We start from the raw sequence: 21,450 nt of genomic DNA on the forward strand, positions 1-21,450 counted from the left end.
CGGCGCGATCGCCGGGCACTTCGCGATCAGCCGCCCCGCCGTGAGCCGGCATCTGCGGGTACTGCGCGAAAGCGGGCTGGTCCGCGACGAACTCGTCGGCCGGGAACGCTTCTACGTGCTCGACGTCGGCCAGCTCGCGGCGCTCACCGAGTGGCTCGCGCGATTCCAGCCACCGGCCACCTGGGCCCACCACCTCGACGCACTCGAGACCGAGGTCTACCGAACCAGACGAGAGCGCCGTTCCGGCAGCCCGGACACGATCCAGAGCACTGCCTGAGCGGTACAACCCGGAGGCGGTTGCCCACCGTCATGGGAGTACTACTTGGACATGCTCGGGGCGGCCCGTGCACAGACCGACCGCCCCGATTTCGCCCACTACTATCCCGCCATGCAGGAGTACTACGCGCGCCTGGTCGACTAGTCGTCGAGCTGAGCGAGCACCTCGTCCGGGATGTCGACGTTGGTGTAGACGTTCTGCACGTCGTCACTGTCCTCGAGCGCGTCCACGAGTTTGATCACCTTGCGGGCGCCGTCGGCGTCCACCGCGACCGACACCGAGGGCTGGAAACCCGACTCGGCGGAGTCGTAGTCGATCCCGGCGCTCTGCAACGCGGTGCGCACCGCGATCAGATCCCCCGGCTCGCTGATGATTTCGAACGACTCACCGAGATCGTTCACCTCCTCGGCGCCCGCGTCGAGCACCGCCAGCAACACATCGTCTTCGGACAGGCCGTTCTTCTCCAGGGTGACGACGCCCTTGCGATGGAACAGGTAGGCCACCGAGCCCGGGTCGGCCATGTTGCCGCCGTTGCGCGTCATCGCGACCCGCACCTCGCCCGCGGCCCGGTTGCGGTTGTCGGTGAGGCATTCGATCAGCACGGCGACACCGTTGGGTCCGTAGCCCTCGTACATGATCGTCTGCCAGTCGGCGCCGCCGGCTTCCTCGCCGCCGCCGCGCTTGCGAGCCCGCTCGATGTTGTCGTTGGGGACCGACGACTTCTTCGCCTTCTGGATGGCGTCGTACAGCGTCGGGTTGCCATCCGGGTCACCGCCACCGGTCCGGGCCGCCACCTCGATGTTCTTGATCAACTTCGCGAACAGCTTGCCGCGCTTGGCGTCGATCGCAGCCTTCTTGTGCTTGGTGGTGGCCCATTTGGAGTGGCCGCTCATTCCCTACTTCCTTCAGGTCGGAGGCACGTCTGGTGGTGTGTACGGTACCGGCACGGCCGGGCGGACAACTTCCCCAGCCTACTCGGGCGGCCGCTACGGCCGTGCGCAGCGGCCCGATCTACGCGCCTGCGAGCCCCGCTGGACTTCGCCGGCCGCACCCTCACGCCGAGCGGACCATCTCCACGAACATCCGGTGCACCCGCAGATCGCCGGTCACTTCGGGGTGGAAAGACGTGGCCAGCACGTTGCCCTGCCGCACCGCGACGATCCGGCCCGCCGCGGGGCCGTGCGGCACCGTGGCCAGAACGTCGACGCCCTCGCCCGCCCGCTCGACCCACGGCGCCCGGATGAACACCGCCCGGACCGGGCCGTCGGTCAGTCCGGCGAACGACAGGTCGGTTTCGAACGAGTCGACCTGGCGGCCGAACGCGTTGCGCCGCACCGTCATATCGATACCGGACAGATTTTTGGCATCCGGGCGGGTGTCGAGCACCTCGGAGGCCAGCAGGATCATGCCCGCGCAGGAACCGAACGCGGGCATGCCCTCGCGCAGCCGCGCGCGCAGCGGCTCCAGCAATTCGAAGGCCTCCAGCAACTTGCTGATCGCGGTCGACTCGCCGCCGGGCAGCACGAGCGCGTCCACGGCCGCGAGTTCCGGCTCGCGCCGGACCAGCACGGGCTCGGCGCCGCAGCGGGCGAGCGCGGCCACGTGCTCCCGGACGTCGCCTTGCAGCGCGAGCACGCCGATGGTGGGACGGGACTGCGCCTGTCCGGTGTCGGCGGCGGGTGCGGCGACCGAGGTAGCGTTCACGCCGGAAAGCTTACGAGCCCTGCTGATGTGGGCCCGCTCACGGTCACCTGCCGCGCGTGCCCCGTCTGCGCCGGGATCAGTCCTCGCGCATCGTCCGGATGAGGCCTTCCTGCACCACGGCGGCGACCAGCTTGCCGTCCCGGGTGAAGATCTTGCCGCCGGTCAGACCCCGGCCGAACCCGGCGGACGGTGAGGACTGGTCGTAGAGCAGCCACTCGTCGGCGCGGAAGGGCCGCAGGAACCACATGGCGTGATCGAGCGAGGCGTTCTGGGTCGGCTCGTCGGGATGGATGACCTTCGAGGAACCCAGCAGGGTCATGTCGCTCATGTAGGCCAGGGTGCAGACGTGCACCAGCGGATCGTCGGGCAGCAGATGCCGGTAGCGGAACCACACCTGCTGCTGGGAGACCACGCCGTCGCGGCGGGACACGTTCTCCTGCGGGACCATGCGGATGTCCCAGTGCTCCCATTCGCGCATCGCCCACAGCCGTTCGGGCGTCATCGTGGTGCTCGCGTCGGGCAGATCTTCCGGCATCGGGACGTCGGGCATGTCGTCCTGGTGTTCCGGTCCCTGGTCACCGACGTGAAACGACGCCGACATGGTGAAGATCGCGGCGCCGTCCTGGATGCCGGTGACCCGCCGGGTGCAGAACGACCGGCCGTCGCGGATGCGCTCGACCTGGTAGACCGTCGGCTCCTGCGGATTGCCCGGACGCAGGAAGTAACCGTGCAGCGAGTGCACCTGGAATCGCGGTTCCACCGTTCGCACCGCGGACACGAGCGCCTGGCCGGCAACCTGGCCGCCGAACGTGCGCGGGAGCTGGGTCTTGGTGGACGCGCCACGGAAGATGTCCCGCTCCAGCCGCTCTATCTCCAGCGCCTCTTCGATTGTCGCCATGCGGTGAGATTATCCCGGCCGCTCACGGCTTCGCCGGTCGGCCGCCGGTGAACGCCCGGCAACGCTCCCGCCCCCCGGCCGCCGCGATTTTGCTGAGATGGACGGGTGCCACGCTTCCTGCCCATCACACCCGACAGCCTCGTCGAGCAGGTGACCCGTCCCGTCCTGACCGCGACCTCGCACACGGTGATCGCCGTCGACGGTGCGGACGCCGCCGAGCCGGTGGCACTCGCCCACCGGATCATCGAGGCGCTGCGCGACGCGGGCCGGTCGGCCGATGTGGTCTCCCTGCACGATTACGTGCGACCCGCGTCCCTGCGCATGGAGTTCGGCCGCACCGACGAGATGTCCTATCGCACCGCGTGGTTCGACTATGCCGCGCTGCGCCGCGAAGTGATCGACGCGCTCCGCGGGCACGGCCGGTGGCTACCCGCCCTCTGGGACGAAGCCGCCGACCGCTCCGCGCGCGCCGCGATCCGGACGGCGCCACCCGCGACCACCCTCGTCGTCGCGGGTCCCATGCTCGCGGGCCGCCACCTCGACGCCGACGTGACCCTTCGACTGGACCTGTCCGAAGCCGCGCTTCTCCGCCGCACCCCGCCCGAGGCGCAGTGGACCATCCCCGCCCTCCTGCGCCACGACGCCGAGAACCCCTTCACACCAACGTTCTTCGTCCGCTGGGATCACCCTGAGCGACCAGCGCTTCGAGCCGTGGAGGACCAGCCGGAGTAGGCCCGGGCCGTCTTCGCCGGTTCCCCCCGATACCCGATGAGCGACCGGGGGGATGGACATAGCTGGATGCGCATAGGCGCGTATCCGCATGTGGCTTATCGGCCACCGGTCACACCAGCCGATGCCCCCCATCCACGTGCAGAACGGTGCCGGTGATGAAGGGATTCCGCATCACGCCGAGCATCGCCTGCGCGATATCGGACGGACGCCCGATGCGACCGACGGGCAGGCGGGCGGCGAGCTGCTGGTGACGTTCGGTCTTCGCGGGCCCGGCGATGGTGTCCCAGATCGGGGTGTCGACCCACCCGGGTGAGACCACGTTGACCCGGACCGGGCCGAGCTCGAGGGCCAGGGCGTAGGCCAGCGAGGCGAGCGCGCCGTTGACGGCGGCCACCATGGCGCCGCCCACTGCGGGCCGATAGGCCGCGACGCCGGAGGTGAAGGTCACCGAACCGCCGGCCACCACCTGGGCGTGCTTGGCCAGCAGCGCGGGGCCGATCAGCTTGGACGCCCACAAGTTCTGGACCAGCTCGGGGTCGAACCCGGCCAGCGGCTGATAGGCGCCGGTGACGTCGGCCGCGGTGGTGACGACGTGATCGACCGGTTCCTGTTCGGCGAACAAACGCTCCAGGTCCGCCTCGCGCGTGATGTCCGCGACCACCGAGCGCACCGTGCCCGGCCCCTCGGACAGGGTGCGCTTCGCGGCAGCCAGCCGTTCGGCGGAACGACCGGCGATGGTGACCTCCGCGCCGTCGGCGACCAGTGCGGCCGCCAGCGCCAATCCCATGCCGGAGCTGCCGCCGACGACGACGGCACGTTCGGGTGTTGTCCTGCTTGCTGTCATGGCTCCAGCCGACCATCGCCGCGGCCGAGTGTCCATGTCGCGCTGCCGAATACGTCTTAGCCCGGGCCTAACATCGCAGGCCCGGGCGCCGATCCGGGCCGCACGGGGCGACACACTTCATCACCTTGCGCGGCAGGCCGTTCCCGACCATCAGGGGATGCAGGCCGGGGATTGCTGATTCAGGTTGGCCAGCGCCTGGCACGCCCACGTCTTCTGGACTTTCCACTTGCCGCCGTCCAGCACGAACGGTACGTCGACCAGGTTCTCCTGCCCGTTGATGACGAACTTGGCCTGTGCGGTGACACTGTCACCGAAGGCGGTCACTCCGGTGACCACCGCCGTGGCGTTCGCCTGCCGGAACGCTTCGGCCAAACGGTTGGGCAGGCCGGGGTCGGCTTCGATGCCCTGCACGGAGTCGAGCTTCTGCTCGTTCGGCACCGCGGGGTCGAGCGCTTTCTGCAACAGGGCGTTGAGCTCGTCGACGGTGGGCGGGGCGGGTGTGGCGGCCGTCGCCGAGGCGCCGGCTGTCGTGCGCGTGGCCTTGGGCGAGTCGCTCTTGTCGTCGCTGCCGCAGGCGGCGAGGCTCACGGCGGCCACGAGGGCCAGTCCCGCTGCTGCGATGCGTCCGGTCTTGAGAAGCTTCAACTGTTCGTCCTTTGCGTTCGGATCGATCCGACGGTGAGAGGGCGCGAAATGGCCTGGAAGGCCATCGAATGGCGAAGCTACTGAGCGTGATTGTGGAAACCATGAGACGACCTTGCGGCCGCCGTAAGAGTTGAACCTAGCACCGGAAGCGGGCCGCGCGGTCTATTCCGCCGACAGTTCACCCGTCAGCGCGGCGATCAGCGCCGCGACGGCGGGATCGCGCACCGCCGCGCGCCAGGCGACCGCGTACGTCACCCACAGTGGCGCGCCGCGCAGCGGCCGCCAGACCAGACCGGCCAGTCCGTCCACGCGCGACGAACCGAGCCCGATCACGTCGGGCCGCGACGGCAGCACCGCGAGCATCTGCGCATGCCCTATGGCACTGTCGCTCAGCCGCACCTCTGCGCCGTGTTCGGCGAGCGCGCGCAACAGCGAATCATGCAGCCGCGGAGCGGATTCGCGCGCGAACAAGATCAGCTCGTGACCGCTGAGCTCGGCCGGGTCGAGCAGCGCCGCGCCCGCCAGCGGATGCCGCTCGGACATCACCACGCCCAGTTCCTCGCGAGCCACCGCGCGCTGCGCGAAGCGTTCGGGCAGCTCCACCGGGGTGCGCAGGAGCGCGAGATCGACTTCGTCGTCATCGAGGAAGCGCACCTGATCGGCGGTGGTCCCACCGGTGAGTACCAGCCGGGCGCCCGGCAACGCGGCGGTGAGCAGGCTGCCGATGCGGGTTGGCAGCCAGGGCGGGACGCCGTTCAACAGCCCGAGACGCAGTACCGGAGCGCCTGCCGCGGCGGCGCGCCTGGTCTGCCGGACAGCTTCGTCCATCGCGCGCAGCGCGTCCTTGCCGGAACGCAGCAGCGCCGCTCCCGCGGCCGTCAGCTCCACTCGCGGCTCCCGGACCAGCAGTGGACCGCCCAGCTCCCGCTCCAGCACCTTGATCTGCTGGCTGAGCGTGGGCGTCGAGATGAACAATCGCTCCGCGGCCCGGCGGAAGTGCAACTCCTCCGCCAGGACCACGAAGTACCGCAGCTGCCGCAACTCCACGCGGCAGACGCTACCGGCCGGGGATCACCAGCCGCGCTCGGCCAAGCGGTGCGGCTGAGCGATCTCCTCGACGTTGATACCGACCATGGCCTCGCCGAGACCGCGCGACACCTTGGCCAGCACATCCGGATCGTCGTAGAAGGTGGTGGCCTTGACGATGGCGGCGGCGCGCTGGGCCGGGTTGCCGGACTTGAAGATGCCCGACCCCACGAACACGCCCTCGGCGCCGAGCTGCATCATCATCGCGGCGTCGGCGGGGGTGGCGATGCCGCCCGCGGTGAACAGCACGACCGGCAGCTTGCCCGTCTCGGCGATCTCGCGGACCAGCTCGTAGGGGGCCTGCAACTCCTTGGCCGCGACGAACAGCTCGTCCTCGGGCAGCGACGACAGCCTGCGGATCTCCTGCCGGATCTTGCGCATGTGCGTCGTCGCGTTGGACACGTCGCCGGTGCCTGCCTCGCCCTTGGATCGAATCATGGCCGCGCCCTCGGTGATCCGGCGCAGCGCCTCACCGAGGTTGGTGGCGCCGCAGACGAACGGCACGGTGAAGTTCCACTTGTCGATGTGGTTGGCGTAGTCGGCGGGGGTGAGCACCTCGGACTCGTCGATGTAGTCGACACCGAGGCTCTGCAGGATCTGTGCCTCCACGAAGTGGCCGATCCGGGCCTTCGCCATGACCGGAATGGACACCGCCGAGATGATGCCCTCGATCATGTCCGGATCGCTCATCCGGGACACGCCGCCCTGGGCACGGATGTCGGCGGGCACCCGCTCCAGCGCCATCACCGCGACCGCGCCGGCGTCCTCGGCGATCTTGGCCTGCTCCGGCGTGACGACATCCATGATCACCCCGCCCTTGAGCATCTCGGCCATGCCGCGCTTCACGCGGGCGGTACCGACGGTCTGGGTGGTCTCGGGGGTGGTCACGGCAAACTCCTCCAGGCATACGCGCCAAATCGATCACTCGGGTCGAACGCCACGATTCTAGGTGGCCGCATAAGGCCACTTGATAGCCAGTTGGAGTGCACTGGCCTGGTGTGATCTCGGTTATGGCGCCCTGGGTCGGGAGGCCGCGGCGGGGGCGCGGTCCCGGCGGCGTACTGGACTGCCCGGCACGCGCCGGGCGCCGGATCACAGCGGACCGACCACCAGCAACGTTGCCCAGTACTCCGCCGCCGCGGGACCGATCAGCGGCAAAAGGAAATCGAACAGCAGGTACGACATGAACCAACTACCTCCACAACCGAGCAGGAACGCCCCGCCGTCAGCGGGACCACGACACCGAGATGGCACGCGTCCCTGTCAGCAGTACCCTCCGGCGCCCCGAATCATCGCGACGGTATCACGATCGTGAAACACATCACACCCGTTCCGCCGCCGGTCAGCGAATGGAGCGGACCTCCGGATCGGCGGTCCCCGAAGCCGCCTCGGCCGCTTCGGCGAGCAACTCGTCCAGGTGATATGGGTAGACCGTCTCGCCGGAGCGGTCCAGCGCGGCGATGTCGGCCGCGGTGCACCATCGATGTCCGGTGATGGAGCGGCGTTCGATCAGGGTCTGATTCGCCGCGTGCGGTTCGAAACCCCGCCCTCGCAGCGCGAAGAACAATTCCTCGGAGCGGATCAGCTCACCGTCGAACGGGAAGACCGCGACGCGCCGCCAGATCGGGCCGCGCAGGTCGGCCGGATCCGCGCGGTACCCGGTCTCCTCGTACAGTTCCCGTACCGCGGCCGTGCGCAGGCTCTCCCCCGGCTCCACGCCGCCGCCGACGGTGAACCAGAACGACACCTCCGGCGTCTTCGGGTCGTTGCCCCGCATCAGCAGGGTCCGGTCGTTCTCGTCGAACAGCACGACCCGCGCGGTGGTGCGGATGGTGTCGACCGCCAGCCCCGTGGACGCGGCGGGAGTGGCGCGCTCGGTGATCTCGAAGTAGGACGGCAGCGGCGCGGTACCGCCGAGGTGCAGGATGCGGACCGGGCGGCGCGTGCGCAGCGCCAGCGTGTCGCGCACGGCGTCGTTGTGGAAGCGCCGGGCGATGAGCACCCGGGCCTCGGCGTCGGCCAGTTCGGCGACCAACTGCGGGCGCAGCGTGCCGATGTCCACTGCCGACAGCGCGGAGGACAGCCGGTTCTCCACGGTCTCGCGTTCGGCGCGACCGGCGCGCTCGGCCCGGTCCGCGAGTGCCGACAGCTGTCTGGCCTGTTCCGTCATGGCCGGATCGGACACCGGGCCCGCGATCGCCATCGCGACCGACCGGGCCACCACCGCCCGCCGGGCCAGCGCCGCGTCGAGCGCCTGCCAGGACTGGTCGGAGCGCACGTGCAGCCGGTCGAGCCGGTTGGCGGTGGAGTACGCCCACAGACCGATCGCCACGACGACCGCGGCGATCAGCGCGAGGACCAGCACGGTCGTCGCGGAGAAGGTGATCATCCGGCGGCCCGCACTCTCGTGTCGCCGACGGTCACCGTCTCGTAGACGCGCAGGATCTGTTCGGCCACCACCGGCCAGTCGTATTCGCCGACCACCTGTGTCGCGGTGTGCACCAGAGATTCTCTGCGCACCTCGTCGGTGAGCACGCTGTGCAGCGCGGCCGCCAGGGCCGCCGAATCACCGACCGGCACCAGCATCCCTGCCGTGCCGTCCCGCAGCACGCGGCGGAAGGCGTCGAGCTCGCTGGCCACGACCGCCGTGCCCGCCGCCATCGCCTCGATCAGGATGATGCCGAAACTCTCCCCGCCCAGGTTGGGCGCGACATACACGTCGGCGCTCCGCATCGCCGAAGCCTTCTCCTCGTCGGACACCTGGCCGAGGAAGCGCAGGTGCCCCGACAGCTCGCCCGCTTCGCGGCGCAGCCGGTCCTCGTCGCCGCGGCCGACGATCAGGATCTCGACCTCGGGATGCCTGCGCACCAGCTCGGGCAGCGCGCCGAGCAGCACGTCCATGCCCTTGCGCGGCTCGTCGTAGCGTCCCAGGAACAGCACCGTCCCCCCGGGACGCGGATAGCCCGGCAGCATCGGCGCGCGGGCGAACGCCGGGACGTCGACGCCATTGGGAATCTCCACCGCGTCCGAGCCCAGCGCCTCGACCTGCCAGCGGCGCGCCAGCTCGGACACCGCGATGCGGCCGGCGATCTTCTCGTGATACGGCCGCAGAACGCCCTGGAAAGTGCTCAGCACCAAGGATTTCGTCGTCGAGGTATGGAACGTCGCGACGATCGGGCCCTCGGCGATCTTCAGCGCGAGCATGGACAGACTCGGCGCGTTCGGTTCGTGGATGTGCAGCACATCGAAGTCGTTGCCGTCGATCCAGCGGCGGATCCTGGCATAGGCCATGGGCCCGAACGACAGCCGGGCCACCGACCCGTTGTAGGGGATCGCCACCGCGCGCCCCGCCGACACCACGAATTCCGGCAGCGGCGTGCCCTCGGACGCGGGGGCCAGGACGCTCACCCTGTGCCCGCGTTCGAGGAATACCCGCGCCAGTTCGACCACATGCGCCTGCACCCCGCCGGGGACGTCGAACGAATAGGGGCAGACCATGCCGATCTTCATGGCGACACGTCTCCCTGCTCGACCTCGAGGCTCGCCTGCGCGGTGGCGATCTTGGCGCGCCGCTGGGGCGAGAGATCGCTCTCCCACAATGGTTGCAGCATGTGCCAATCCGCGGGATGCTCGGCGATATTCGCCGCGAAACAATCAGCCAGCGCCTGGGTGGCCGCGGCCACGCCGCCGGAAACATTCACCGGCGGTTCGACTTTCAGTCCCCAGTCCTCGCGGCCATCGGCGTCGGTCTCGAACCAGGCGTGCACCGGCAGCAGCGCCGCGCCGGTCTCGATGGCCAGTTTCGCCGCGCCCGCGGGCATCCAGGTGCGCTCACCGAAGAACCGGACGGGAACGCCCTTGCCGGTGAGATCGCGTTCACCCATCAGGCACACGATCTTGTTCTGCCGCAGCCGCTCCGCCAGCCGGCCGAACGGTGGTTGCTCGCCACCGGTCAGCGGGAACACCTCGAAGCCGAGGCTCTCCCGGAAGGCGACGAACCGCTCGAACAGCGATTCCGGTTTCAGCCGCTCGGCCACCGTGGTGAGGCCCCCGTAGTGCTGCACCAGCCAGACGCCCGCCATGTCCCAGTTGCCGGAGTGCGGCAGCACGAAGACCACGCCCCGCCCGTCGGCGAGCGCGGCATCCAGGTGTTGCAGCCCGTCGACGTAATAGTCGATCGCGGCATGGTCCATCGTGGGCAGCCGGAAGGCCTCGCGCCAGTACCGCGCGTAGGACCGCGTACTGGCACGGATCAGGTCGTCCGGCACGTCCGCCGGAAGCACGCCGAGCACGCGCGCCAGGTTGCGCCGCAATTGGTTCGGCGCGCCGCCCGCGTGGAATTCCCGGTCGGCCCGCCGGGCGACACGGTCGGCGCCCCATTCGAACAGTCGCCGGGCCGTAGGCTCCGGCAGCGCACGCACCAGCCGCCATCCCGCCGCGTAACCGGCGGCGCCGATCTGCTCCCCGATAGTCATCCGCACTCCCGCGCCGCGAATCCGCAATCCGTCGTCCCCTCTGTCCGGACGCCACCGCGCATCGGTCGGCGCCCTGTCCCGGGTGAGATCACGACGGAAGTCCTGTGGTGCCCGCTGTTCCGGCGCTCGGGCTCTGCGGCCGGCCGGCCGGGATCACGGTGCGCGCCCCCGGTGAGTTGCGCACGGCCAGCACCCGCTGACCGACGGTGACGATGCTGAGCACCGCGAGGATCCACATGGCGACGTGCACGGCGTAGGTGAGCCACTCGATGCCCCAGTAACCGCCGATCCCGGTGAATCCGGCACCCACCAGCACGATGATCAGCCGGTCCGGTCGCTCGATGATGCCGCCGTCCGCGGACAGCCCGCTGGCCTCGGCGCGCGCCTTGGCATAGGAGATCACCTGCGAGGTCACCAGGACGACGAGCGTCGCGGCGAACAGCGGCCGGTGCTGCTCATGGAAGACCGCCCACCAGGCCAGCCCGGCGAAGATGGCGCCGTCGGCCAGCCGGTCGCAGGTGGCGTCCAGCACGGCGCCGTATTTCGTGCCGCCGCCGCGCGCCCTGGCCATGGCCCCGTCCAGCATGTCGAACATGACGAACAACCAGATCACCATGGTTCCCCAGAACAGGTGTCCGGTCGGGAAGAGCGTGACCGCCGCGACGATGGAGGCGGTCGTGCCGATCAGCGTCATGGCGTCGGGTGTGAGTCCCGTGGCGACCAGCGCCCGGCCCAGCGGAGCCGTCGCCTTGGCGAACGTCTCGCGGCCGAAGAAGCTCAGCACGGCCGCTCCGCCCGGTCGCTCATCTACGCCTCCTTCCAGGCCGCCGACAGCAGCGCCCTGGTCTCCCGCAGCAGCTGCGGCATCACCTTCGCCCCGCCGATGACGGTGATGAAGTTCGCGTCGCCACCCCAGCGCGGCACGATGTGCTGGTGCAGGTGGTCGGCCAGCGACCCACCGGCCACCCCGCCGAGATTGAGCCCGACGTTGAAACCGTGCGGCCGGGACACCTTCTTCATCACCCGGATCGCCTGCTGGGTGAAGGTCATCAGTTCGGCGCTCTCCGCCTCGGTGAGGTCCTCCAGGTTCGCCACTTTGCGGTACGGCACCACCATCATGTGGCCCGGGTTGTACGGGTACAGGTTGAGCACGGCGTACACCAGCTCGCCCCGGGCGACGACCAATCCGTCCTCGTCGGACATCTTGGGGATGTCGGTGAAGGGATGGCCGGTCGAATCCTTGGGACCGGTCGCCGCCTCCGCGATGTAGGACATGCGATAGGGCGTCCACAGCCGCAGCAGCCGGTCCGGTTCTCCGGCGCCGGTGTCCACGATGCTGCCCGGCTCGGCCGAGGTCGCGGTCCCCTCCAGATCCGCGAGCCCGTCCGGCACCGTACGCTCGCTCATACCCCACCCTTGTTCGCGGAACGGATCTGGAAACCCTCGGCCGTCGGCGACGCGTTCTCCCGATGGGCGATCCACGCGACGATGGTGGCCACCGCGTCGTCGACCGGCACGCCGTTGACCTGGGTGCCGTCGCGGAAGCGGAAGCTCACGGCGCCGGCGCTCACGTCGCGCTCACCGGCGAGCAGCATGAACGGCACCTTCTGGGCGGTGTTGTTGAAGATCTTCTTCTGCATCCGGTCGTCGCTGCGATCCACCTGCGCGCGCACGCCCTCGTCCTGCAGCCGTTCGATCACCCGATCCAGGTGCGGAGCGAAGGTTTCCGCCACCGGGATGCCCACGACCTGCACCGGCGACAACCAGGCCGGGAACGCGCCCGCGTAGTGCTCGGTGAGCACACCGAAGAAGCGCTCGATCGAGCCGAACAGGGCGCGGTGGATCATGACCGGCCGCTGCTTGGTGCCGTCGGAGGCGGTGTACTCCAGGTCGAAGCGCTCGGGCAGGTTGAAGTCCAGCTGGATGGTCGACATCTGCCAGGTTCGGCCCAGCGCGTCCTTGGCCTGCACGGAGATCTTCGGACCGTAGAAGGCGGCGCCGCCGGGATCGGGCACCAGCTCCAGGCCGGAGGCCGAGGCGACCTTCGACAGGGTCTCGGTGGCCTCCTCCCAGATCTCGTCGGAGCCGACGAACTTCTTCGGGTCCTTGGTGGACAGCTCGAGGTAGAAGTCGTCGAGGCCGTAGTCCTTCAGCAGATCCAGCACGAACCGCAGCGTGTCGGTCAGTTCGCTGTGCATCTGCTCTTTGGTGCAGTAGATGTGCGCGTCGTCCTGCGTCATGCCGCGCACCCGGGTCAGGCCGTGCACCACGCCGGACTTCTCGTACCGATAGACCGAGCCGAACTCGAACAGCCGCAGCGGCAGCTCTCGGTACGATCGGCCGCGGGCACGGAAGATCAGGTTGTGCATCGGGCAGTTCATCGGCTTGACGTAGTAGTCCTGACCGGGCTTGCGGACGGTGCCGTCGTCGTTCAGCTCGGCGTCCAGGTGCATCGCCGGGAACATGCCGTCGCGGTACCAGTCCAGGTGGCCGGAGACCTCGAACAGATGCCCCTTGGTGATATGCGGGGTGTTGACGAACTCGTAGCCCGCCGCGACGTGCCTGCGGCGCGAGTACTCCTCGAGTTCCTTGCGGATGATGCCGCCCTTGGGGTGGAACACCGGAAGACCGGAACCGAGTTCGTCGGGGAAGCTGAACAGGTCCAGCTCGAGCCCGAGCTTGCGGTGGTCGCGGCGCTCGGCTTCGGCGAGCAGGTGCAGGTGCTCGTCGAGCGCCTCCTGCGATTCCCACGCGGTGCCGTAGACACGCTGCAGGTCCTCGCGGCTCTGGTCGCCGCGCCAGTAGGCGGCCGAACTGCGGGTCAGTTTGAAGGCAGGAATGAACTTGGTGGTGGGGATGTGCGGACCGCGGCACAGATCGCCCCAGATCTTCTCGCCGGTACGCGGATCCAAGTTGTCGTAGATGGTCAGCTCTTTGCCGCCGACCTCCATGACCTCCGGGTCGTCGATGCCGGACTTGTCGCTGATCAGCTCCAGTTTGAACGGCTCACCGGCCAGCTCGGCCCTGGCCTCGTCGACCTCGACCACCCGGCGGGAGAACCGCTGCGCGCCCTTGACGATCTTCTTCATCCGGGATTCCAGCTTCGCCAGATCCTCCGGAGTGAACGGCCGCTCGACGCGGAAGTCGTAGTAGAACCCGTCCTTGATGTAGGGACCGATGCCCAGCTTCGCCCCGGGGAACTCCTGCTGCACCGCCTGGGCGAGGACGTGCGCGGCGGAGTGCCGGATGACGTTGCGGCCGTCGGGAGTATTCGCCGCGACCGGCTCCACGTCGACGTCCGCGTCCGGGGTCCACGACAGGTCCTTGAGTTCGCCGTCCACCCGGACGACGACGACAGTGTCCGGCCCTTTCGTGGGCAGTCCCGCCTCGCGCACCGCGGCGCCCGCCGTCGTCCCGGCCGGCACCCGGACGAGGGCGGCTGGGCTGATGGCGGCTGAGGTGGTCACGGCTGCGCTCTCCTTGGCGTTCGTGGGTGCGGGCGGGGTCCCGCCCGATGGTGGCCGATCGCATGTTCGTCCGGCGCGACCATGCTACTGTCCCGCCGCGCAGGCCCGCCCCTCCGGGTTTTCGGCCGTACGAGTCGGGCGGCACGGGATTTGCGTTCCGGTCGCCGCCGGGTGGCCCTTGCTCCGGGCGCGCTCGGCGGGTCGCGGCGGAGGCGGAAAGATCTGCTCACACCCCGCCGGTGGTCAGCTCTCGGCGGCGAGGCCGGCGAGCAGGGCGATTCGTTCGGCGGCCGGGCGTTTCGGGCAGCTGGTGCACATCTCGCAGCCGGGGACTTCGAACACCAGGCAGCAGGAGATCCGCCGTACGAATGTGCGTCCGCCGATCTCGACGAAGCGCGGAACCGATAGTTTGCCGCCGATCTCGGCGGCCAGCCGCGCCCCCGCGTCGGCGGAACCCGCGTCGAGCGCGCGGTTGCCGATCGCGTCGGCGACGATCGCCCACAAGGCTGGGACGCCGGCACCCGACACCCGGGCGACCGGTGGGATGACGGTCGCGAGCGTCCCGTGCAGGGCCGCCGCGCCGCCGGCCGGGTCGCCGGCCGGCGGCATGCGCACGCGCTCGATGCCGCCGTCGGGGCGAATCTCGCAATCCAGTCGTTCCAGTGCGGCTTCGGGGGCGTCCTCGTCGTGTGCGTACGCCCGCGCGATCTGCTCCACCAGAGCGGAGGCGACCATGCACCACCACAGCGTGCCCGCGATGCGCGGCGATGTGGTCCCCCAGGAATGGCCCATCTCCGCGATACGTGCGCGCAGCCATTCCGGTTGGGTGAGCATGCGCCCCGGAACGGTGGTCACCGTTGCAGGGGGCTGCGCAGCCATTCCCATTCGACTCCGATCCAACTACCCACGAGCCCGAAGGTTCCCAATATCCACAACGTCGCCACGACCAACCCGGCGGTGCCGACCGCGCCGGCCACCTGCACGGCCCGCCCCTGCCGGGAGTACCAGTCCATCAATTGCCGGTATCGGTCCCGCAACCAGCCCAACGTCCTACGCGCCCAGGCGAATTCCGTGGCGAGGATACCGAGCCCGGCGAACACGATCGCCCAGCCCGGGCCGGGATAGGGGATCGCGAGCACCCCGACGGCGAGCACGGCCACACCGACGACGGCGACCACGATCCGGTAGCCGAGATACAGCGTAGGTCGTCGTTCGAGCCCGGTTCGGAAGGCGCGCCAGCGGCTCGGCCGGTCGTCGGTGCTCGTTTCCAGGTCTGCGGTCACGTTTCCCAGGGTACGAGCAGTCCGGCGTACCGAAATTCGTCCGAAGACGGCGATCCCGCCCGGGCACGCCGCCCGGGCGGGATCACTCGTCCGGCCTCGATCACACGAGTTCGGGAGCGGCCTGATGGCCCGCGTCATCGATGTGCGCGATCCCGTTCTCGGTCACCTCGACCACCCGGGCACTGGCGATGTCGAAGAACAGGCCCGACACCGTGACGCCGCGCTCGGCCACCGCCTTGCGCACCGCCGGATGCCCGTGCAGGATCTCGAGCTGCACCGCGACGTTCACCATGGCCAGCTGATCGACCTCGCCGAAACCGGCCTCCCGCGCGGCAGCCGCGACCGGATGGCCCGCGCGGAATCGCTCCAGACTCGGTCGTGCATGCGCGAGCCAAGCGTCCACACCGGGCACCTCGGCGCCGGTGTGCAGCGCCGTCATCGCACCGCAGGAGGAATGCCCGCAGACCACGATCGAGCGGACGTTCAGCTGTTCGAGCGCGAACACCAGTGCGGCTTCCACCGACGCGTCGCCCTCGGCGGGCGCGAGGTTGCCCACGTTGCGGACGGTGAACAGGTCGCCGGGTCCGCTGTTGGTGATGATGTTCGGCACGATCCGGGAGTCCGAGCAGGTCAGGAAGAACGAATCCGGGTCTTGCGTGTCGCGCAGCTCGCCCAGGTGCGGCCGGACGACGTGCGCGTGGCTGCGGTGGTAGGCAGCGACGCCCGCCGCGACCGGATTGGCGTGCCGCTCGTCGCGCCGCCAGGGGCCGAGGATGTCGTCCCAGACCGACCGCGCGAAGCTGCGCGCGGGCGGCTGCGCCCCCGCGTGGGCCATCCTGGCCCCGCCGATCTCTACGAAATCGACACTGCCTCCGTTGTTCACCTGCTGACGGGCGAACTCCTCGATGGCCTCGAACGCCGCGTGATCCAGGAAGTCGACGGTCATCTCCACCGTGACGTCGGCCCCCGGGGGGATCATCGCGAACTGCGCCGACAACTTCGGCAGTGCGAGGAAGGTGGCCGAGCCGTCGATGGTCACCAGCCAGCGCTGCGTACCGGCAACCTGTTCGGCCTTGATCGCCACCCGGACCACCCGCCACAGCAGCAGGCCGAAGGCCAGGCCCAGACCGATCAGCACGCCCTCCAGCAGGTTCAGGAACACCACCCCGAGCACCGTCACGGCGTAGACCAGCAGGTCACCGGTGCGCCGGGCCAGTTTGATGTGGGCCAGTTTGACCAGCTGGGTGCCGATCACGATGAGCAGACCGGCCAGCGCGGCCTTCGGGATCTGCTCCACCACGGAGACCAGCGCCACGGAGAACACCAGCACCCAGACACCGTGCAGCACCGCGGAGGCGCGGCTGTGCGCGCCCGCCTGCACGTTGGTGGCGCTACGCACGATGACGCCGGTGACCGGCAGGCCACCGAGCAGGCCCGACAGCACGTTCGCCGAGCCCTGGCCGATGAGTTCCCGATCGAAGTCGGTCCGCTTGCGCGAGTGCATCTTGTCCACGGCCACCGCCGACAGCAGGCTCTCCACGCTGGCGATCAGGGCGATGGTGAGGATGGCCAGGACCAGGCCCGACCAGTCGCCGCGCGGCAGCGCGGGCAGACCGATGGCGTCGAACAGCGAGCCGTTGAGCACGATGCGCTCGGCATCGAGCGGCAGCACCAGCGACAACACCGTGCCGACGAGCACCGCGACCAGCGGACCCGGCACGACGCGCACCCGGGCGGGCAGGTACTTCCAGCCGAGCATGATCGCGATCACCACCGCGCCGATCAGCGCGCCGCCGCCGTGCAGGGACACCAGCTGACCGGGCAGTTCCACGATGTTGCGCCAAGCCGAGCTGTGCGAGGAACCGCCCAGCAGCACATGGATCTGCTGCAGCGCGATCGTGATGCCGATGCCGGCCAGCATCGCGTGCACCACCACGGGCGCCACGGCGAGCGCCGCCCTGGCCACGCGGCTGAGCCCGAGCAGAATCTGCAGTACACCGGCCGCGAAGACGATGAAACATGTCGTGCGCCAGCCGAACTGGTTGATCGTCTCGGCTACCACCACGGTGAGGCCCGCGGCCGGGCCGCTCACCTGGAGGACCGATCCGCCGAGGGTACCGACGACGATGCCGCCGATCACGGCGGCGATGAGCCCTGCGGCGACGGGGGCTCCGGAGGCGATCGCGATACCGAGCGAAAGTGGTAGCGCGACAAGGAAAACCACGATCGACGAGGGCAGGTCGTGGCGGAGGATTTCGGTGAAACGGTCGGACAATGGTCCGGAACTGCGGCCCGAGCCCGGTGGTGCGGGCACTGACGGTGGCGGGGCTAAATCGTGATCGATAGCCATGACTCTCCTTCGCCGACTCGGCTGATTCGCCGAGGTCGGTTGACGATCAACATGTCCAGCAGGGCACAAGACCGCGAACCGGCATCTCGCGGTGAAGCAGTCCCGACACAGCGATGAGTCGAGATGTAAACGAGTACAAGTCTATTGGTAAAGACTTAGCAAAGCCTGAGAAGTTCGCCGATTGTGTGTCATTCCCCACTGTCTCGTTGTCGTCATCACCGTGACCCGGAACACAACGCCCAGGTCAGACGGTTTCCGCGGTGATCACGCGGCCCTCGTCGCCGAACTCCGCGATGCCGTCGACCATGACCTCGATCACCCGCGCCGTGGCGAGATCGAAGAACAACCCCGACACCGCCACGCCCCGCTCCTCGATCCCCCGGCGCACGACCGGGTGTGCGTGCAGCGTCTCCAGCTGCACCGCGACGTTCACCATGCCCAGCTGGTCCACCGCGCCGAAACCCGCTACGGCTGCCGCGGCGGCCACCGGATGCCCCAGCCGGTAGCGCTCCAGGCTCGGCCGTGCGTGCGCCAGCCAATCGCCGAGTCCCTCCCCCGCCCGCACCTCGCGGTGCAGCGCCTCCATCGCCCCGCAACCGGAATGGCCGCACACCACGACCGCGCGCACATCCAGCCGCTCCAGCGCGTAGATCAGGGCCGCCTCCACCGAGACGTCCCCGCCGCGCGCGGGGACCAGATTGCCCACGTTACGAACGGTGAAGAGGTCGCCCGGTCCGCTGTTGGTGATGACGTTCGGCACGATCCGCGCGTCCGCGCAGGTGAGGAAGAACGAGTCTGCGTCGTGCCGGTGGCGCAGCTTGTCCAGATGCGGGCGCAGCACGTGGGCGTGGCCGCGGTGGTAGGCCGCGATACCGGCCGCGATGCGGTCCTCCCGATTGCCCGAGCGCCGCCACGGGCCGATGACCTGGTCGATGACCTGCCGGAAATGTCCGCGTTCGGGCGGCCCGGCCAAGGCGGTGGCCATCCGCGCGCTGCCGAGTTCGGCGAAGTGCACCGTAGCGCCGGCCGATTCGCGCTCGCGAGCCCATTCGGTGAGGAACTCGTGCGTCGCGTGGTCGAGGAAGTCGACGGTCATCTCGACGGTCACGTCGGCGTCGGCGGGAACCTTCGCCAGTTCCGCGGTCAGTTTCGGCAAGGCCAGGAACGTGCATGTGCCATCGATGGTGACCAGCCATCGGCGCGAGCCCGGAACCGGTGCCGCGACGATCGTCACGCGCACCACCCGCCACAGCAGTAGCGCGAAGGCCAGCACCAGGCCGAGCACCATGCCCTGCAACAGATTCAGGAACACCACACCCAGGACCGTCGCCAGGTATACGTACATTTCGCCGGCCCGCCTGGCCAGCCGGATGTGCGCCAGTTTGATCAGCTGCACGCCGACGAAGATGAGCAGTCCGGCCAGGGCGGCGGTCGGGATCTGCCGCACCAGCCCGGCCAGCGCGACGGCGAACAGCAGGATCCAGATTCCGTGCAGCACGGTCGCCGCCCGGCTGCGGGCGCCGGCGTTCGCGTTCGTGATGCTGCGCACGATGACCGCCGCGATGGGCAGACCACCGAGCAGGCCGGACACCACGTTGGCCGATCCCTGGCCGATCAGTTCCCGGTCGAAGTCGGTGCGGTGGCCCGGCCGCATCTTGTCCACCGCGACGGCCGACAACAGGCTCTCGATGCTCGCGATGAGGGCGATCGTCACCATGGTCGTCACGATCGCGGTCGCGCCGCCGGAGGGGATGGCGGGCAGGCCGAGCGCGTCCACCAACGATCCGTTCAGCACGATGCGCTCGACATGCGCGGGCAGGACGAGCGCCAGCAGCGTGGCGGTGACCACCGCGACGAGGGGGCCGGGGACCCCGCGCACCCATGGCGGCGCGAAGCGCCAGGCGACCAGGATGCCGATCACGACGAGTCCGACCACCAGATCGCCCGTGCGCACCGACATCAGCTGGCGCGGTAGGGCGACCAGCGCCGCGAACGACGAACTCAGCGAATTCCCGCCCAGCAGTACATGGACCTGCTGCAGCGCGATCACCACTCCGATGCCCGCCAGCATGCCGTGCACGACCACCGGGGCGATGGCCAACGCGGCTCGGGCGACCCGGCTCAGCCCGAAGAGGATCTGCAGCACGCCCGCGCCGATGGTGATGAAACAGGTTGCGGCCCAACCGAACTGATGCACACTCTCGGCGACCACCACGGTGAGGCTCGCGGTGGGCCCGCTGACCTGGATCGCGGAGCCGCCGAGCAGTCCGGCCACCACACCGCCGACGACGGCGGCGATCAGGCCCGCGGCGACCGGAGCACCGGCGGCCACCGCCACGCCGAGCGAAAGGGGTAGGGCGACCAGGAAGACCACGATCGAAGCGGGCAGATCGGCACGGCCGATGGCGGTCAGGCGATCGAGCGCGTCGGCGTGCGGCGACGTCCGTGGTGCGGAATCGGTGTCGGGGGACATATTCTCTCCTTCGCCGAGGTGGATGGCCCCGGTTCATCGGTCAAACATGTTCTTGGCATCGAAAGCGAGCGGCGGGCGAAGCTCGAGCCGGTCGGTCCGTCGGCGGAAGCACGGTCCTGCGGCAGCCGGTCGACACGATAGTAAAGACTTCGCAAAGCGCGTGGAAAGGTTTCCGGTCCCGATGACGACAACCGCTACCATAATGTGACCCAGGTCACAGCGCAAGATCCGAGTAGCGGACCTCAGCCATTCGAGTAGGTGAAGTCGAAGACTGCCGACGGCGTAGAGAAGAAAGAAGACCGGGCGGCAATGGCACCGGTCTCGCGTGAAGTAAGTGGTCCCAGCTGGGATCGAACCAGCGACCTTCCGCGTGTGAGGCGGACGCTCTCCCGCTGAGCTATGAGACCTTACGGGGTGCCGGCGGCTGGGATGCCCTCCGGACGAGACGAAACATTAGCACGCGCCACCGGCGGTTCACCAAATCGCCATCCGGGCAGGGACGGTTCAGCCGCCGCCCTCCGCAGGGCGGCGGTCCCACCGACCAGACTTCGAGAAAGGTCAGGCGCCGCCACCGTCGAGCGGGGCAGCCGACTCGGCGCCTCGACCCTCGGGATGGATGTCCGAACGCCTCCCCTCCCCCACGAACCCCACGGGCCACCGGTGTCACAGCACGCCACCTTTCGGATTTCCGCCGTTCTACCAGCGGATTTGTGCCTTTCGCCGAGCGTCCGCTAATGTTCTGTCTCGCACCACGGAGGCCGGAAACGAGCCCCGGGGAGGCAAAATGCGGATGTAGCGCAGCTGGTAGCGCATCACCTTGCCAAGGTGAGGGTCGCGGGTTCGAATCCCGTCATCCGCTCGAGAGGTAGGGCCAGGCAACATTGACGCCGTCCCCCTTTGCGCGGTGGAGTGGCCGAGTGGTGAGGCAACGGCCTGCAAAGCCGTGCACACGGGTTCGATTCCCGTCTCCACCTCGCGCGATTAGCTCAGCGGGAGAGCGCTTCCCTGACACGGAAGAGGTCACTGGTTCAATCCCAGTATCGCGCACCACCGTAGTACCAGGTCAGAGGCACTTTTCGAGGAGACTCGGAAGGTGCCTTTCCTGCTTCGCCCTCCGAACACACACGCAGTACGGACACGATCGAGTAACTCCGAGCTAACGGGAGCAATTCCGGGCTAGTTCTGGCTACTGGACATAGCTGCGCCGAGTAGCACG

19 protein-coding genes and 4 tRNA genes are annotated in these 21,450 nt (G+C 69.1%); 5 read left to right on the forward strand and 18 right to left on the reverse strand.

The genetic code is table 11. From position 1 onward, the window contains the following. Window positions 1-7 precede the first annotated feature (7 nt). Window positions 8-277 (forward strand): ArsR/SmtB family transcription factor, encoded by a 270-nt coding sequence (locus NNI01S_RS16465; RefSeq protein WP_281180648.1) that lies wholly within the window; start codon window positions 8-10, stop codon window positions 275-277. 140 nt (window positions 278-417) lie between these two features. Here NNI01S_RS16465 and NNI01S_RS16470 read toward each other — a convergent pair whose 3' ends face one another. The 3 genes from NNI01S_RS16470 to NNI01S_RS16480 all read right to left on the reverse strand — a co-directional run bounded on the left by NNI01S_RS16470 (window position 418) and on the right by NNI01S_RS16480 (window position 2,879). Beyond that, window positions 418-1,170 carry a YebC/PmpR family DNA-binding transcriptional regulator gene (locus tag NNI01S_RS16470; RefSeq protein ID WP_063020994.1) on the reverse strand — a complete coding sequence of 251 codons (753 nt, stop codon included), beginning with the start codon at window positions 1,168-1,170 and terminating at the stop codon, window positions 418-420. A gap of 160 nt (window positions 1,171-1,330) precedes the next feature. Further along, window positions 1,331-1,981, reverse strand: a complete 651-nt coding sequence (gene pdxT, locus NNI01S_RS16475; RefSeq protein ID WP_063020995.1) for a pyridoxal 5'-phosphate synthase glutaminase subunit PdxT — start codon at window positions 1,979-1,981, stop codon at window positions 1,331-1,333. 76 nt (window positions 1,982-2,057) lie between these two features. Continuing rightward, window positions 2,058-2,879 (reverse strand): acyl-CoA thioesterase, encoded by an 822-nt coding sequence (locus NNI01S_RS16480; RefSeq protein ID WP_063020996.1) that lies wholly within the window; start codon window positions 2,877-2,879, stop codon window positions 2,058-2,060. Between the two features lie 105 nt (window positions 2,880-2,984). Between NNI01S_RS16480 and NNI01S_RS16485 the strand changes: the two genes are divergently transcribed. After that, window positions 2,985-3,611: a nucleoside/nucleotide kinase family protein gene (locus NNI01S_RS16485; RefSeq protein WP_063020997.1), complete on the forward strand. Its 627-nt coding sequence runs from the start codon at window positions 2,985-2,987 to the stop codon at window positions 3,609-3,611. A 109-nt stretch (window positions 3,612-3,720) separates the two neighbouring features. Here the strand turns inward: NNI01S_RS16485 and NNI01S_RS16490 are convergent, their stop codons facing one another. From NNI01S_RS16490 to NNI01S_RS16560, 15 genes are all read right to left on the reverse strand, one after another. Next, the gene (locus NNI01S_RS16490; protein ID WP_063020998.1) at window positions 3,721-4,455 is read right to left on the reverse strand and encodes an SDR family oxidoreductase; all 735 of its coding nucleotides are present in this window, start codon (window positions 4,453-4,455) and stop codon (window positions 3,721-3,723) included. 150 nt (window positions 4,456-4,605) lie between these two features. Next, window positions 4,606-5,100, reverse strand: a complete 495-nt coding sequence (locus NNI01S_RS16495; protein WP_063020999.1) for a WKL family lipoprotein — start codon at window positions 5,098-5,100, stop codon at window positions 4,606-4,608. 162 nt (window positions 5,101-5,262) lie between these two features. Continuing rightward, window positions 5,263-6,147, reverse strand: coding sequence for a LysR family transcriptional regulator (locus NNI01S_RS16500; RefSeq protein WP_063021000.1), 885 nt, complete (start codon window positions 6,145-6,147; stop codon window positions 5,263-5,265). Window positions 6,148-6,171: 24 nt separating this feature from the next. Next, complete coding sequence (gene pdxS / locus NNI01S_RS16505) at window positions 6,172-7,074, reverse strand: pyridoxal 5'-phosphate synthase lyase subunit PdxS (RefSeq protein ID WP_063021001.1); 903 nt, start codon at window positions 7,072-7,074, stop codon at window positions 6,172-6,174. A 454-nt stretch (window positions 7,075-7,528) separates the two neighbouring features. Next, window positions 7,529-8,572: an NUDIX hydrolase gene (locus NNI01S_RS16510; protein WP_063021188.1), complete on the reverse strand. Its 1,044-nt coding sequence runs from the start codon at window positions 8,570-8,572 to the stop codon at window positions 7,529-7,531. Then, window positions 8,572-9,696, reverse strand: a complete 1,125-nt coding sequence (locus NNI01S_RS16515; RefSeq protein WP_063021002.1) for a glycosyltransferase family 4 protein — start codon at window positions 9,694-9,696, stop codon at window positions 8,572-8,574. Before NNI01S_RS16515 ends, NNI01S_RS16510 begins: the two co-directional genes overlap by 1 nt. Beyond that, complete coding sequence (locus NNI01S_RS16520) at window positions 9,693-10,661, reverse strand: phosphatidylinositol mannoside acyltransferase (protein WP_063021189.1); 969 nt, start codon at window positions 10,659-10,661, stop codon at window positions 9,693-9,695. The genes NNI01S_RS16515 and NNI01S_RS16520 overlap by 4 nt, the downstream gene beginning before the upstream one ends. Window positions 10,662-10,749: 88 nt before the next feature. Beyond that, window positions 10,750-11,445 carry a phosphatidylinositol phosphate synthase gene (gene pgsA / locus NNI01S_RS16525; protein ID WP_063021003.1) on the reverse strand — a complete coding sequence of 232 codons (696 nt, stop codon included), beginning with the start codon at window positions 11,443-11,445 and terminating at the stop codon, window positions 10,750-10,752. Window positions 11,446-11,468: 23 nt separating this feature from the next. Continuing rightward, window positions 11,469-12,068: an ATP adenylyltransferase gene (locus NNI01S_RS16530; RefSeq protein WP_084488863.1), complete on the reverse strand. Its 600-nt coding sequence runs from the start codon at window positions 12,066-12,068 to the stop codon at window positions 11,469-11,471. After that, a complete protein-coding gene (thrS, locus tag NNI01S_RS16535; RefSeq protein WP_063021004.1) occupies window positions 12,065-14,128 on the reverse strand; it encodes a threonine--tRNA ligase in 2,064 nt (687 codons plus the stop codon). The genes NNI01S_RS16530 and thrS overlap by 4 nt, the downstream gene beginning before the upstream one ends. 243 nt (window positions 14,129-14,371) lie before the next feature. Next, on the reverse strand, window positions 14,372-14,983 hold the full coding sequence (locus tag NNI01S_RS16540; RefSeq protein WP_245676215.1) for a (2Fe-2S)-binding protein: 612 nt from the start codon (window positions 14,981-14,983) through the stop codon (window positions 14,372-14,374). Next, window positions 14,980-15,411, reverse strand: a complete 432-nt coding sequence (locus NNI01S_RS16545) for a TIGR02611 family protein (protein WP_063021006.1) — start codon at window positions 15,409-15,411, stop codon at window positions 14,980-14,982. Before NNI01S_RS16545 ends, NNI01S_RS16540 begins: the two co-directional genes overlap by 4 nt. A gap of 100 nt (window positions 15,412-15,511) precedes the next feature. Continuing rightward, window positions 15,512-17,761 (reverse strand): solute carrier family 23 protein, encoded by a 2,250-nt coding sequence (locus tag NNI01S_RS16550; RefSeq protein ID WP_063021007.1) that lies wholly within the window; start codon window positions 17,759-17,761, stop codon window positions 15,512-15,514. Window positions 17,762-18,005: 244 nt separating this feature from the next. Continuing rightward, window positions 18,006-20,234 (reverse strand): SulP family inorganic anion transporter, encoded by a 2,229-nt coding sequence (locus NNI01S_RS16555; RefSeq protein WP_063021008.1) that lies wholly within the window; start codon window positions 20,232-20,234, stop codon window positions 18,006-18,008. A gap of 335 nt (window positions 20,235-20,569) precedes the next feature. Further along, a tRNA-Val gene (locus tag NNI01S_RS16560) sits at window positions 20,570-20,641 on the reverse strand. A 379-nt stretch (window positions 20,642-21,020) separates the two neighbouring features. Here NNI01S_RS16560 and NNI01S_RS16565 point away from each other — a divergent pair. The 3 genes from NNI01S_RS16565 to NNI01S_RS16575 all read left to right on the forward strand — a co-directional run bounded on the left by NNI01S_RS16565 (window position 21,021) and on the right by NNI01S_RS16575 (window position 21,284). After that, a tRNA-Gly gene (locus NNI01S_RS16565) sits at window positions 21,021-21,093 on the forward strand. 44 nt (window positions 21,094-21,137) lie between these two features. Next, window positions 21,138-21,208 (forward strand) — tRNA-Cys (locus NNI01S_RS16570). Between the two features lies 1 nt (window position 21,209). Then, a tRNA-Val gene (locus NNI01S_RS16575) sits at window positions 21,210-21,284 on the forward strand. The last annotated feature ends 166 nt before the right edge of the window (window positions 21,285-21,450 follow it).

This window comes from Nocardia niwae NBRC 108934 = DSM 45340 (assembly GCF_001613465.1).
GTDB classification, from domain to species: domain Bacteria; phylum Actinomycetota; class Actinomycetes; order Mycobacteriales; family Mycobacteriaceae; genus Nocardia; species Nocardia niwae.

Excerpts from the sequence above, each read along its gene's own strand:
- NNI01S_RS16490 (WP_063020998.1), bottom strand. The coding sequence starts at position 4,455 with ATGACAGCAAGCAGGACAACACCCGAACGTGCCGTCGTCGTCGGCGGC.
- NNI01S_RS16470 (WP_063020994.1), bottom strand. The coding sequence starts at position 1,170 with ATGAGCGGCCACTCCAAATGGGCCACCACCAAGCACAAGAAGGCTGCG.
- NNI01S_RS16480 (WP_063020996.1), bottom strand. The coding sequence starts at position 2,879 with ATGGCGACAATCGAAGAGGCGCTGGAGATAGAGCGGCTGGAGCGGGAC.
- NNI01S_RS16520 (WP_063021189.1), bottom strand. The coding sequence starts at position 10,661 with ATGACTATCGGGGAGCAGATCGGCGCCGCCGGTTACGCGGCGGGATGG.
- NNI01S_RS16550 (WP_063021007.1), bottom strand. The coding sequence starts at position 17,761 with ATGGCTATCGATCACGATTTAGCCCCGCCACCGTCAGTGCCCGCACCA.
- NNI01S_RS16515 (WP_063021002.1), bottom strand. The coding sequence starts at position 9,696 with ATGAAGATCGGCATGGTCTGCCCCTATTCGTTCGACGTCCCCGGCGGG.
- NNI01S_RS16530 (WP_084488863.1), bottom strand. The coding sequence starts at position 12,068 with ATGAGCGAGCGTACGGTGCCGGACGGGCTCGCGGATCTGGAGGGGACC.
- NNI01S_RS16555 (WP_063021008.1), bottom strand. The coding sequence starts at position 20,234 with ATGTCCCCCGACACCGATTCCGCACCACGGACGTCGCCGCACGCCGAC.